Source organism: Williamsia sp. MIQD14 (assembly GCF_051025635.1).
Classification (GTDB): Bacteria; Actinomycetota; Actinomycetes; order Mycobacteriales; family Mycobacteriaceae; genus Williamsia_A.
Genome location: NZ_JBPFDG010000001.1, coordinates 705859 through 719102, shown reverse-complemented (window position 1 = coordinate 719102; position 13244 = coordinate 705859). Strand labels below are relative to the sequence as shown.

The 13244-nt window shown below is 69.7% G+C and carries 11 protein-coding genes; 6 read left to right on the top strand and 5 right to left on the bottom strand.

Annotated features, from left to right (window positions below; all coding sequences use genetic code 11):
- Positions 1-15: 15 nt before the first annotated feature.
- The 4 genes from ACQ7HM_RS03110 to ACQ7HM_RS03095 are packed head-to-tail and all read right to left on the bottom strand — an operon-like array spanning position 16 to position 7087.
- Positions 16-1209 carry a M24 family metallopeptidase gene (locus ACQ7HM_RS03110; protein ID WP_434214765.1) on the bottom strand — a complete coding sequence of 398 codons (1194 nt, stop codon included), beginning with the start codon at positions 1207-1209 and terminating at the stop codon, positions 16-18.
- Between the two features lie 9 nt (positions 1210-1218).
- Positions 1219-2685 (bottom strand): NAD-dependent succinate-semialdehyde dehydrogenase, encoded by a 1467-nt coding sequence (locus ACQ7HM_RS03105; RefSeq protein WP_434214764.1) that lies wholly within the window; start codon positions 2683-2685, stop codon positions 1219-1221.
- Entirely contained in the window at positions 2682-5738 is a 3057-nt protein-coding gene (locus ACQ7HM_RS03100; protein ID WP_434214763.1) for an FAD-binding and (Fe-S)-binding domain-containing protein, read from the bottom strand. Before ACQ7HM_RS03100 ends, ACQ7HM_RS03105 begins: the two co-directional genes overlap by 4 nt.
- A gap of 8 nt (positions 5739-5746) precedes the next feature.
- Complete coding sequence (locus ACQ7HM_RS03095) at positions 5747-7087, bottom strand: aspartate aminotransferase family protein (RefSeq protein WP_434214762.1); 1341 nt, start codon at positions 7085-7087, stop codon at positions 5747-5749.
- 90 nt (positions 7088-7177) lie between these two features.
- Between ACQ7HM_RS03095 and ACQ7HM_RS03090 the strand changes: the two genes are divergently transcribed.
- From ACQ7HM_RS03090 to ACQ7HM_RS03070, 5 genes are all read left to right on the top strand, one after another.
- Complete coding sequence (locus tag ACQ7HM_RS03090) at positions 7178-8167, top strand: D-2-hydroxyacid dehydrogenase (protein ID WP_434214761.1); 990 nt, start codon at positions 7178-7180, stop codon at positions 8165-8167.
- A 132-nt stretch (positions 8168-8299) separates the two neighbouring features.
- Complete coding sequence (locus ACQ7HM_RS03085; RefSeq protein ID WP_434214760.1) at positions 8300-8851, top strand: hypothetical protein; 552 nt, start codon at positions 8300-8302, stop codon at positions 8849-8851.
- Between the two features lie 34 nt (positions 8852-8885).
- A complete protein-coding gene (locus tag ACQ7HM_RS03080; RefSeq protein ID WP_434214759.1) occupies positions 8886-9959 on the top strand; it encodes a hypothetical protein in 1074 nt (357 codons plus the stop codon).
- 4 nt (positions 9960-9963) lie between these two features.
- On the top strand, positions 9964-10494 hold the full coding sequence (gene pyrE / locus ACQ7HM_RS03075; RefSeq protein ID WP_434214758.1) for an orotate phosphoribosyltransferase: 531 nt from the start codon (positions 9964-9966) through the stop codon (positions 10492-10494).
- Complete coding sequence (locus ACQ7HM_RS03070) at positions 10475-11170, top strand: TrmH family RNA methyltransferase (RefSeq protein WP_434214757.1); 696 nt, start codon at positions 10475-10477, stop codon at positions 11168-11170. The genes pyrE and ACQ7HM_RS03070 overlap by 20 nt, the downstream gene beginning before the upstream one ends.
- A 99-nt stretch (positions 11171-11269) precedes the next feature.
- On the opposite strand, the gene ACQ7HM_RS03065 is transcribed toward ACQ7HM_RS03070, so the two are convergent.
- Positions 11270-11977, bottom strand: coding sequence for a DedA family protein (locus ACQ7HM_RS03065; RefSeq protein WP_434214756.1), 708 nt, complete (start codon positions 11975-11977; stop codon positions 11270-11272).
- Between the two features lie 156 nt (positions 11978-12133).
- On the opposite strand from ACQ7HM_RS03065, the gene fbaA reads away from it, so the two are divergent.
- Positions 12134-13171, top strand: a complete 1038-nt coding sequence (gene fbaA, locus ACQ7HM_RS03060; protein ID WP_434215616.1) for a class II fructose-bisphosphate aldolase — start codon at positions 12134-12136, stop codon at positions 13169-13171.
- Positions 13172-13244 lie beyond the last annotated feature (73 nt).

Below are 13244 nucleotides of genomic sequence, written 5' to 3'. Positions count from 1 at the left end.
CGAGAGGCGATCAGGTCACTTGCGGATGAGCTCACGCGGGAAGCTGGTGAACGTCTCCACGCCGGTCGCGCTCACGCGCACCGACTCCGACAGCTCGAATCCGTAGCCGTCCATCCACATCCCGCACACGATGTGGAACGTCATGTTCTCGGCGAGGATCGTCTCGTCCTCGGTGCGGATGCTGATGGTGCGCTCGCCCCAGTCGGGCGGGTAACCGATGCCGATGGAATAGCCCAGACGCGAGGGCTTCTCGAGTCCGTACTTCGCCAGCGTCCAGTTCCAGGTCGAGGCGAGTTCGCGGGTCGGCACACCGGGGCGGATGGCGTCGAGGACGTTGTTGAGACCTTCGGCCGTCGCGCCGGCCACGTAGTCGACGTCCTTGTTCGGCGTGCCCAACGACACTGTGCGCGCAAGCGGACAGTGGTAGCGGTTGTGCGCACCGGTCAGCTCGATGACGACGGCCTCGTCGTCGTTGAACGTGCCCTGGTGCCAGGTGAGGTGCGGGGTGTCGGCCGCGGCGCCGGTCGGCATCATCGGCACGATCGCCGGATAGTCGCCGCCGAAGTCGTCGGTACCGGTGATCTGGGCCTGGGAGATCGCCGCTGCCGCATCACATTGCCGCACCCCGACGTCGATGGTGTCGATCGCGGCGCGCATGGCCTGCGAGCACACCATCCCGGCCTGGCGCATCAGCTGGATCTCGGCGTCGGACTTCACCGACCGCACCCAGTTCACGAGTTCGAAGCTGTCGACGAGCTTCCACTCGGGGATCGCGTTGAAGAGGGCGCGGTAGGCCTTGGGTGAGAAGAAGTGTGAGTCCATCTCCAGACCCACCGACCCCTGCCGCGACGCGGGGGCGATCTGGTGTCGTTGGCGCAGCGCCCATGCCACCCAGTCGAACGGGTGCACGTGGGGGCGGTGCACGTAGCTCTCCGGGTACCCGACGATCTGCTCGGCCGGGAGCCACGTGGTGCGGTGTGCGCCGTGAGCGTCCATGTCGCGCAGGAAGAACACCATCTCGCCCTCGATGGGCACGAACAACATCTGCGGGGTGTAGAACGACCACGCGTTGTAGCCGATGAGGTAGAAGATGTTCGCGGGATCGGTGACCACGACGGCCGAGAGTCCCTGTTGCTCCATCAGTTCGCGCACCCGGTGCAGCCGGGTGGCGTATTCGTCGTCGGTGAAGAGTTGGGATCCGAGATACACGAGGCGCCCCTAGGTCCGCGGGATCGCGAGGTACTTGGTCTCGAGGAACTCCTCGATGCCGACGCGACCGCCCTCGCGGCCCAGACCGGACTCCTTCACGCCACCGAACGGCGCGGCCGGATTCGACACCAGGCCGGTGTTGAGACCCACCATGCCGACCTCCAGCGCCGCCGACAGTCGCAGCGCGCGGTCGATGTCCTGGCTGAACAGGTATCCCACCAGCCCCCACGGGGTGTCGTTGGCCATGGCGATGAGCTCGTCCTCGTCGTCGAAGGGGATGAGCGGTGCCACGGGCCCGAAGATCTCGGTCGCCATGAGGTCCGACTCCGGGCTCACGCCGCTGAGCACGGTCGGCGGGTAGAAGTGACCGGGGCCCTCGGGAGCGGTGCCGCCGCACATCACCGTCGCGCCGCGCTCGACGGCGTCGGCGACGAGGTCGCGCACCTTGGCCAGTGCCTTGTCCTCCACCAGGGGACCGACCTGTGTGCCCTCGGCGACACCGTCGCCCACCACGAGCGCGCCCATCCGTTCGGCGAGTTTGGTGCCGAATTCCTCGGCGACGGAACGGTGCACGAAGATCCGGTTGGCCGCGGTGCAGGCCTCGCCCATGTTGCGCATCTTGGCGACCATCGCGCCCTCGACGGCGCGATCGATGTCGGCGTCGGCGCAGACGACGAACGGGGCGTTGCCGCCGAGTTCCATCGACGTCCGCATCACCGTGTGCGACGCCTGCTCGAGCAGCAGCTTGCCGACCTGGGTCGAGCCGGTGAAGCTCAGCTTGCGGGCGAGGCCGCTGTCCATCCAGGTGGTCACCACCGGCCCGGGGGTGTTGGTGGTGACGATGTTGAGCACACCCTCGGGAAGACCTGCCTCGGTGAGGATGTCGGCCAGGGCGAGCGCGGTCAGCGGGGTCAGCTCGGCGGGTTTGAACACCATCGTGCAGCCGGCGGCCACGGCGGGACCGATCTTGCGGGTGCCCATCGCGAGGGGGAAGTTCCAGGGCGTGATCAACACGCACGGTCCGACCGGCTCCTTGGTGACCACGATGCGATTGGCGCCGTCACCGGTGGTGGTGTGGTCGCCGCCGATGCGGACGGCCTCCTCGGCGAACCACCGGAAGAACTCGGCACCGTAGGTCACCTCGCCCTTGGCCTCGGCGAGCGGCTTGCCCATCTCGGTGGTCATGATCAACGCGAGATCGTCGGCGCGCTCGAGGATCAGCCGGTGTGCCCGGTAGAGGATCTCGCTGCGTGACCGGGGAGACGTTGCCGCCCAGCTCTTCTGGGTCGCGGCAGCGGTCTCGATGGCGCGCTGGGCGTCGGCGGCACCGCCGTCGGCGACGGTCGCGATCTGCTCGCCGGTCGCGGGGTTCTCCACGGCGAAGGTGGCGCCCGATGCGGCGGCGCTCCAGCTGCCGCCGATGAACAGCCCGGTGTTCAGCTTCCCGATCAGTTCGGCGGCACGGGTGTCGGTCACGTCGAGTCCTTTCGTGTGGGTCCTGTGCGAAGGGGGTCGGTGTACAAGGGTTCGGGGCGCAGGGTAGCCCGTTCGGGGTCGAGGAGTTCGGCGAGATGGGTCCCGGCGACCGAGGTGATCGCGCTGTCGACGCCCGAGAGGTGGTCGACGGCCATGGCGCAGCTGAACCCGTCGGTGAGCACCGGGGTGCCGTCGGTCCGCGCACGCAGTGCCGGGGCCAGGGCCTGCTCGCCGACGGCCATGCTCACCTCGTAGTGTCCGCGCTCGAAGCCGAAGTTGCCTGCCACGCCACAGCATCCGTCGGCCGAGGTGACCTCGCTGACGCCGAGTCGCTTCAGCACCGACACCTGCGTCGCAGGACCGAACACCGCGTACTCGTGGCAGTGGGTCTGCACCGTCACCGATGTGGGCATCGCGGGCGGGGTGTAGCCGTCGTCGAGCATCTCTCCGACGTGCGCCGCGAAACTGCGTACGCGCGCCGCGACTCGCCTCGCGGCATCGGTGTGGACCAGCTCGGGCAGGTCCTTGCGCAGTGCCGCAGCACAACTGGGCTCGGGCACCACGATCGGTCGGTCGGTGCCGTCATCGAGTGCGTCGGCGGTGCGGGTGAGGACCTTCTTCGCGTGATCGAGCTGGCCGGTCGAGATCCACGTCAGCGCACAGCAGTTGTCCTTCTCGCAACTGACCCGGTCGGTGTGGCCGGAACCGAGCACGCGGGCGGCGGCGGTCGCGACGTCGGGACGGAAGGCCTTGGTGAAGGAGTCGAGGAACAGCACCACCGGCGCATCGGTGCGACGGACCAGCGGTACCAGCGCCGCCCGCACGTTCTTGCGGCGGGCGAAGCGGGGCATGGAGCGCCGGGCGTCGAGACCGGCGACGCGGGCCGCCGGCCCCGACAAGCGGCTGCCGAGGACGGCGTTGATGGCCGGCGCCAGGGCGGTGGCGGGCCGCAGCCAGGCCGGCATCCAGCCCAGGGCGTAATGCGACATCGGCCGCAGGCGACGACGGTAGTGGTGGGAGAAGAACTCCGAGCGGTAGGTCGCCATGTCGACGCCGGTGGGGCAGTCGGTGGAGCACGCCTTGCATGACAGGCACAGATCGAGGGAGTCGCGGACGTCCTTCGAGCGCCACCCGGTCGCGATGTCGGGTGCGGTGCGCGTCATCTCCTGCAGCACACGGGCTCGCGCGCGGGTCGAGTCCTTCTCGTCGCGGGTGGCGCGGTAGCTGGGACACATGACGCCGCCGGAGTGTGAGCGACACCGTCCGACGCCGATGCAGGCCTGGGTGGCGTGCACGAACGGGTCGATCCCGGGCATCTCGAGTTCAGCCGCCTCGAGCGGGTGATCGGCGCGACCGTCGCTGCCGGGACCGGGGATACCGAGATCGAAGGCGGTGGTCCAGCGGCGGGTGGGGATGCCGTCGAGGGCGAGGTGGTCGCCGATGGCGTCGGGGTCGACGATGCTGCCGGGGTTGAGGATGCGGCGTGGATCCCAGGCATCCTTGAACGCGGCGAACATCGACATCATGGTGGGCGAGTACATGATCGGCAGCAGCTCCGACCGTGCGCGGCCGTCGCCGTGTTCGCCCGAGAGCGATCCGCCGTGGGCGACCACGAGGTGGGCGGCGTCGCGGCAGAACGCGAGCATCACCGCGCGACCGGCCTCGGTGCGCTGATCGAAGGTGATGCGTACGTGCATGCAGCCGGCCCCGAAGTGGCCGTACATCACTCCGGTGAGGCCGTGGCGGGCGAGCAGGTCCTGAAAACCCTCGAGGTACTCGGGCAGATTCTCGGGTGCGACCGCGGAATCCTCCCAACCGGGCCAGGATTCGTACCCACTGCCTGCATCGGGATCGTCGAGGTCGACCAGGCGCGACGACAGTCCGGCACCGTCCTCACGCACCCGCCACAACATGGTGCGGGCCGCGGGGTCGGTGACGGTGCGCGCGTCGACGAGTCGTCCCTCGGCGCGCAGCTTCTCGAGCAGGTCCGAGATCGCCGCGGGGACATCATCGGCACTGAACTCGTCGAGTTCGACGTAGATCCAGGCGTTCCCGTCGGGCAGTCCCTCGACCGACGACCGTCCGCGGCGGGCGCGCATGGTGGCGACGATGCGTTCGTCGATGCCCTCGATCGCCGAGGGGGAGAAGCTCAGCATGGTGGGGACGTCGCGGGCGGCGTCGACGACGTCGCGGTACCCCAGGCACAGCAACTGGGGGTGCACCGCGACAGGTACGAGCGACACCGTCGCCGACACCACGATCGCGCAGGTTCCCTCGCTGCCGACCAGCGCCCGCGCGACGTCGAATCCGCGCTCGGGCAACAGGTGTGCGAGGTGATAGCCCGACACCTGCCGCGGGATGCGTTCGAGCTCGGTGCGCAGCGGGGCGAGGTTGTCGCCGACCAGGTCGCGCAGGGCGTCGGTGAGATCCTCGGCGCGGCGGACCGCGGCGCTGTCACCGGGGTCGGTGGCCCTCAGACCCGTTCGGGTCGCGGTGAGGCGTACCCCGTCGGCGGTGACCAGCGAGATCGCGACGACGTGGTCGGTGGTGCGGCCGTAGCGCACCGAGTGGTTGCCGCAGGCGTCGTTGCCGATCGCGCCGCCGACGGTGGCGCGGGACTGGCTCGAGGGGTCGGGTGCGAACGTCAGTGCGCCGTCGCTGACCTCGCGGACCCGCTTCTGCAGGGCGGTCAGCACGACACCGGACTGGGCGACCGCGGTGCGCCCCTCGACGTCGACGGAGGTGACGGCGTCCATGTGCCGGGAGAAGTCGATGACGACTCCCTCGCCGATCGCGTTGCCGCCCATACCCGTTCCGCCGCCGCGGGCGATGATCGGCACGCCGTTGTCGTGGCACCATCGTGCGGTGGTGGCGACGTCGATGTCGGTGCGGGGAAACACGACACACACCGGCGACAGCCGGTAGTTCGAGGCGTCGTAGGAGTATTCGGCCCGGCGGCGTGTCGAGTCGTCGGCGTCGAGACCGAGGCCCCGGAGCGCGATGGCGGCGTCGACGGCGTCCCCGGTGGTCTCGCGCTGCGGTGTGAGGGTCACCGCGCGGATCAGCCCAGCACGGCGTCGACCGCCGCGCCGAATCGGGCCAGACCGGAATCGATCTCGTCGGCGGTGACGACCAGCGCGGGGATGAGTCGCACGACGTTGCCCAACGGCCCGCAGGTGAGGGTGAGCAGGTCCTGGTCGATGCACGCCTGCTGCACTTTCGCCGCGGCGGCGGCGTTGGCGGTGGGCACCGAACCCGACGCGTCGGGGTCGATGAACTCGATGCCGGCCATCAGGCCCTGCCCGCGGACATCACCGATGGCGGGCACGCGTTCGGCGAGCGTCGCCAGGCCGGCGAGCAGCTGATCGCCGCGCTCGCGGGCGTTGTCGACGAGGTTCTCCTCGGCGATCACGGCCAGTGTCGCGACACCGGCGGCCGCGGCGACGGCGTTGCCGCCATAGGTGCCACCCTGCGAACCCGGCCATGCCTTGGCCATGAGCTCGGTGGGCGCGGCGATCGCCGAGATCGGGAAGCCCGAGGCGATCCCCTTGGCGGTGATGAGGATGTCGGGGACGAGGCCGTCGCAGAACTCGTGGCCCCAGAACCTGCCGGTGCGTCCCACGCCGGATTGCACCTCGTCGACGATCAGCACGATGCCGTGGCGGTCGGCGCGCTCGCGCAGACCCGCGAGGAACGCCGGGGGCGTGGGCAGGTAGCCGCCGTCGCCGAGGACGGGCTCGATGAGCATGGCCGCGGTGTCGTTCGGGGCGACCCTCGAGGCGAAGAGATAGTCGAGTTCCCGCAGGGCGAAATCGACGGCGGTGTCGGTGTCCATCCCGTAGCGATAGGCGTAGGGGAACGGCGCCATGTGCACGCCGCTCATCAGCGGGGAGAACCCGGCCGAGAAGCGGGTGCCCGCGGTGGTGAGGCTCGCCGCGGCGACGGTGCGTCCGTGGAAGCCGCCCTGGAACACGACGATGTTCGGACGCCCGGTGGCCATGCGCGCCAGGCGGATCGACGCCTCGACCGCCTCGGAACCGGAGTTGGCGTAGAAGACGGAGTCGATGCCCTCGGGGAGCACCTCGCCGAGGGCGTCGGTGAGTTCGAGCAACGGCTGGTGCATCACCGTCGTGTACTGGGCGTGGATGATCTTGCCGCACTGCTCCTGGGCGGCGGCGACCACGCGGGGGTGGCAGTGGCCGGTGCTGGTGACGCCGATCCCGGTGGTGAAGTCGAGGTACGAGCGCCCGTCGGTGCCGTGGATCCACGACCCGGTCGCGTGGTCGACGACGACCGGTGTGGCCTGCTTGAGCGCCGGACTCAGGGTGGCGCGAGCACGGTGGATCTCGGTCGTGTTGTCGCCGCTCGAGGTGTGCGCGACGGTGCCCAGGGTGGAGGTCATGGGTACACGGTGACCGCTGGATGGTCGGATTGTCAACAATTGGACCATCCGGCTCCGGGCGGTGTCGGGACGTTGTCTACGGTGGGCGGCGTGACAGCAGATCCGAGCCCGGCCGACCGCCCCATCCGCGTTGCCGTGCTGACCCGTGACGGGCTCGCCGACCCGCACAATCTCGACGCGATCTCCGCACTGGCGCAGGTGCGGTTGTGCACCGCCGACGACCTCGCCGACGCCGTCGCCGGGGCCGACGTGCTGATGCTGTGGGACTACTTCTCCGCCGCCCTGCGCGACGTGTGGCCGCACGCCGACGCCCTGCGGTGGATCCACGTGTGCACCGCCGGCGTCGACGCCATGCTCTTCGACGAGCTGCGCGCCTCCGATGTCGTCATGACCAATGCGCGCGGGGTGTTCGACGGTCCGATCGCCGAGTTCGTCCTCGCCTCGATCCTGGCCCGCGACAAGGCGCTGCACGAGTCCCGGGCGCTGCAGCGCGACCACCGGTGGGTGTGGCGCGAGACGCGACGCACCACCGGATCGAGTGCCCTGGTGATCGGCACCGGGTCGATCGGCCGTGCCGTCGCCCGCCTGCTGCGCGCCGCAGGACTCGAGGTGACCGGCGCGGGCCGCACCGCGCGCACCGACGATCCGGACTTCGGCACCGTGATCGCCACCGACGACCTCGTCCGGCACGTCGGCGACTTCGACGACGTCGTCCTCATCGCGCCGCTCACCGAGCAGACCGCAGGACTCGTCGACGCGCGCGTGTTGGCCGCGATGAAGCCCTCGGCCCATCTCGTCAACGTCGGACGCGGGCAGTTGGTGGTCGAGGCCGATCTCATCGGCGCGCTGCGAAACGGCACCATCGCGGCGGCCTCGCTCGACGTCGTGGAGACCGAACCGCTCCCGGCCGACAGCCCGCTGTGGGACCTCGAGCAGGTCGCGATATCGGCCCATATGAGCGGCGACGTCGTCGGCTGGCGTGATGAACTCGCCGACCAGTTTCTCGCGCATCTGCAGCGATATTCGGCCGGGCAGGCCCCCGACCACCCCGTGGACAAGGAGCGCGGCTACGTGCGCTGACCGCCGGGCACGCCGACGCGCCGGGTTCCGACCGTATTCACAGACGTATCTCAGGGTCGGCTCCTAGCCTCGGGGCGGTATCCGACAGGGCATCGACAACAGCGGAGAACCGGTGAAGGAGGTCAGCGCGTCATGAAGCGACGACTGCGACCGACCTGGAAACCGAACAGGACCTGGAAGCCGAACAGCGGCACCCGCACGACACTGTTGTGTGTGGCCGGTCTCATGGTCGCCGGCATCGGACTCGCCTACTGCGTTCATCTCGGCGCCGATCGTGGCGAGGAGTCCGAGGCCGAATCGACCTCCGCCGCGGCGATGAAGTTCATCAGCCCGCCCACGTCGACACCCGCCGTCCCCGACACCGTGGGCCCCGCACCCGTCGCGCCGCCTGCCTCGGGCACCGCGGTCGGTGGTGCGGCCCCGACCGCCATCAGCCGCTCGAAGATGCTGCTCGGGACGGTCGACAGCCTCTCGACGTCGGAGATGGGCATCCACATGAGCGACGGTCGGCGACACCGCATCGCGCTGACCGACTCGACCCACTACGAGACCGCCGACAAGGCCGCCCCCTCGCCGTTGAAGCTCGGCGACCTCGTCGTCGTGCACGTGCTCATCGACGGCGAACGCATGGTCGCCGATCTCGTGGTGGACGGACGCGTGACCGCGTCGCGTCCGGGAAACTGACCTCCGCGGTCACCAGTGACTAGGCTGTAGCGCGATGACCGCCGTCTACTTCGTGATCGCCGCCCTCGCCCTCGCCGGTGCGGCCGTACTCCTGTGGCTCGACCGTCGTCGTGCCGCGGTGGTCCGTCGTGAACGCGCGGTGTGGGGTGACGGTCACGGGTTCCGGTTCGTCGCCACCGAGCGCGCCGCGCCCGAGGAGGTGCGCGACCTGCGGTCGGAGCTGCACCGGGCCGCGATGGACATCGAGGAACACGTCGAGATCGTCGACATCACCCACGGCCGCTACTTCGGCGACGAGGCCGTCGTGTTCGACCTCGTCGACATCGGCACCATCGTCGCGGTGCGTCGGTCGGTCGCGTCGTCGGTGGTGATCGACGTCCGGCAGGAGAAGGTGCTCGCCCCCGCCGAGGACGACGTCGAGTTGCTCGGCGCCATGGGGCGACGCGTCATGTTCTCCACACACCTCGACATCGCCCGCCGCGTCTGCGACCGCCGCATGATCGCGCTGGCCACCAACGCCCCGGACTACATCGAGATCATCTGGAACGAGGGCAACTGGTCGGTCGCGTCGATGCCGCTGACCAACGACCCCGACCGTCTCGACACGGCACTGGAGACGGTGCGTCGGTTCACCGACCTGCTCCGCGTGCTGCCGCCCTCGACCGATCCGGCGCCGCGGCCCGATCCGCGTGACCCCTCGAGTCCGACCGGACGTGCACGCCGCGGGCTGGCCGAGCCGAAGACCGAAGCCATTGCGCGCGAACAGCTCCAGGCGACCGCGGGTGCTGTCGGGGCGCGCGCCGCCGCCCCCCGTCCCGACGGACCGCGTGGTGACCGTGTGCGCGCCGAGAACGCGCCTGCCGAAGCGCCTGCGGCACGGCCGGTCTCGCCGGTCGACGTCGCCGGCGGCCCGCCGCGCACCCTCCCGCCCCGCCCTCAGCCGCGGGCGGCCGAGTCTGCTCCGCCGCGGCCGTCCTCGCCCCCGTCGGATGCGCCGCGTCGTGGTGTGCAGCCGATGCCCGTGCGACGTCGCGTCGATCCCGACCGTGACACTTCACGTGCGGACGCCCCCCGCGAGGGTTTCTCTCGCGACAACCGATCGGAGTGACCCGGTGAGCAAGCAGCGACTGGCGCACCTGGTCGCCGAACTCGCCGTGGTCCACGGCCGGGTGACGCTGTCCTCGGGCAAGGAGGCCGACTACTACGTCGACCTCCGACGAGCGACGTTGCACCACGAGGCATCTCGGCTCATCGGCGCACTCATGCGTGAGCTCACCGCCGACTGGGATTTCGTCGCCGTCGGCGGACTCACCCTCGGCGCCGACCCCGTCGCGACCGCGATCATGCACGCCCCCGGACGCGACATCGACGCGTTCGTGGTCCGCAAGGCCGCGAAAGCCCATGGGATGCAACGGCAGATCGAGGGCCCCGACATCGTCGGCAAGCGCGTCCTCATCGTCGAGGACACCACCACCACCGGCAACTCGCCGCTGACCGCCGTCGCCGCAGCGCGCGACCTCGGTGCCGAGGTCGTCGGTGTGGCGACCGTCGTCGACCGCGACACCGGTGCCGCCGCCGTCATCGAGGCGCAGGGTGTCGAGTACCGGTCGCTGCTGGGCCTGGATGACATCGGACTCGCCTGACGGCTCGTCTGCGCCCGAGCCCGGACCGACCGAGTGGGCGACGGCGGCCGATGAGGCGGTCGGTCTCGGACCCTGGTCGGTCGACCGCGACGGGCCGGTCCCGACCGACGACCACCTCGATCCCGAACTGCTGGCCGAGGGGGATCGGCGCAATGTGGTCGACCGCTACCGGTACTGGCGTCGCGAGGCGATCGTCGCCGACCTCGACACCCGTCGCCACCCGTTCCACGTGGCCATCGAGAACTTCGCCCACGACGCCAACATCGGCACCGTGGTGCGTACCGCCAACGCCTTCGGTGCGGCCGCGGTGCACATCGTGGGTCGGCGGCGGTGGAATCGGCGCGGCGCCATGGTCACCGACCGCTATCAACACATCTCGCATCACCCCGACGTCGCCTCGCTGATCGACTGGGCGCACGAGGCGGGGCTGCGGGTGGTCGCCGTCGACAACACACCCGGCTCGACGCCGCTGGAGACGACCGACCTCCCGCGCGACTGCGTGCTGTTGTTCGGTCAGGAGGGCCCCGGTGTCAGCGCCGAGGCGCACGCCGGTGCCGACCTGACGGTCTCCATCGCGCAGTTCGGGTCGACCCGCAGCATCAACGCCGGTGTCGCGGCGGGGATCGCCATGCACGGCTGGATCCGCGCGCACGCCGATCTCGGTCAGGCCTGGTGAGCGCCCTCGCCGCGACGGACATCGTCCGCGTACAGCGTCGGTTCGGGCATATTCCCCGAGCCGGGCTGTACTCGGACGATCTCGGTCAGCGGCCGATGGTCAGGGGGCGTCGGCCTCGACCGGCGGCGGGGGACCGGAGGCCTTGCGGCGCTTGTAGTACTCCCAGATGATCGGGACGATCGACACCAGCACGATGAGGATGAAGATGGGCTCGATGAGCTTCTGGATGATCTCGAACTGGCCGAGCCAGTAGCCCAGCAGTGTGATGCCACAGCCCCAGACGATGGCGCCGAGCACGTTGTAGGCGGTGAACAGCGCCGCGTTCATGCGGGCGGCGCCGGCGACGATCGGCGCCAGGGTCCGCACGATGGGCACGAAACGCGCCAGGAAGATGGTGACCGGTCCGCGCTTCTCGAAGAACGCGTGCGCCTCGTCGATGTAGCGCTTCTTGAGGAACCGGTTGCCCTCGGCGAACATCGCGGTGCCGGCGTAGCGACCGATCCAGTAGCCGATCTGCCCGCCGATGATCGCCGCGATCGGGATGAACACCAGCAGCTGCCACAGCGACGCGAACTTCGCGACCTCGGCCGATTCACCTGCGGCGACCAGCCCGGCGACGAAGAGCAGCGAATCGCCCGGCAGCACCGGGAACAGCACGCCCGACTCGACGAGGATCACCACCAGCAACCCCACCAACGCCCAGGTCCCGAAGTACCCGAGCAGAGTGATCGGGTCGAGGAAGCCCGGGAGGAGGGCGGTGTTCACGGTGGTGGTGCTCGCGGCGTCGGCGAGCGCGGTGGAATTCACGGCCCTGACGATAGCGGGTCGGGCCTGAGGAAACGCTGTGCGTGCGGTGCCGGTGTGCACGGGACTCTCACCGCACCGCAGGTGACTTGCCATACTGTCTGCGGACGCGAGACCTACGCGAGCACCACGAAGACCTACCGGTTGGAGGACGACCCGATGCCCATCGCCACCCCCGAGCAGTACGCGAAGATGCTGGACAGCGCCAAGAAGGGCGGCTACGCGTTCCCCGCGATCAACTGCACCTCCTCGGAGTCGATCAACGCGGCCCTCAAGGGCTTCGCCGACGCCGGCAGCGACGGCATCATCCAGTTCTCCACCGGTGGCGCGGAGTTCGGTTCGGGGCTCGGCGTGAAGGACATGGTCACCGGCGCCGTCGCACTCGCCGAGTTCGCGCACGTGGTGGCCGAGAAGTACGACGTCACCGTCGCGCTGCACACCGACCACTGCCCCAAGGACAAGCTCGACACCTACGTCCGCCCGCTGATCGCCGTCAGCCAGGAGCGCGTCGACGCCGGCAAGAACCCGCTGTTCCAGTCGCACATGTGGGACGGCAGCGCCGTGCCGCTCGAGGAGAACCTCGAGATCGCCAAGGATCTGCTGGCCAAGGCGGCCGCGGCGAAGATCATCCTCGAGATCGAGATCGGTGTGGTCGGCGGCGAGGAGGACGGCGTCGAGAACGAGATCAACGACAAGCTGTTCACCACCGCCGAGGACTTCGAGAAGACCGTCGACGCCCTCGGCGCCGGCGATGCGGGCAGCCGCTACCTGCTGGCCGCCACCTTCGGCAACGTCCACGGCGTCTACAAGCCGGGCAACGTGAAGCTCAAGCCCGAGGTGCTCAAGACCGGCCAGGAGGTCGCGGTGAAGAAGCTGGGCTCCGGCGCCGGTGACAAGCCGTTCGACTTCGTCTTCCACGGCGGCTCGGGCTCGCTGAAGAGCGAGATCGAGGAGGCACTGAGCTACGGCGTCATCAAGATGAACGTCGACACCGACACCCAGTACGCCTTCACCCGCCCGCTGGCCGGCCACATGTTCGCCAACTACGACGGTGTCCTGAAGGTCGACGGCGACGTGGGCAACAAGAAGGTCTACGACCCGCGCAGCTACCTCAAGAAGGCGGAGGCCGGGATGACCGAGCGTGTCGTCGAGGCCTGCAACGACCTCAAGTCGGCCGGGAAGTCCATCAGCGCCTGACACCCCCGCACGACACGACGCGGCCCCCGATCCTTGAGATCGGGGGCCGTCGTCGTGGGGGTGTTGTCGTGGG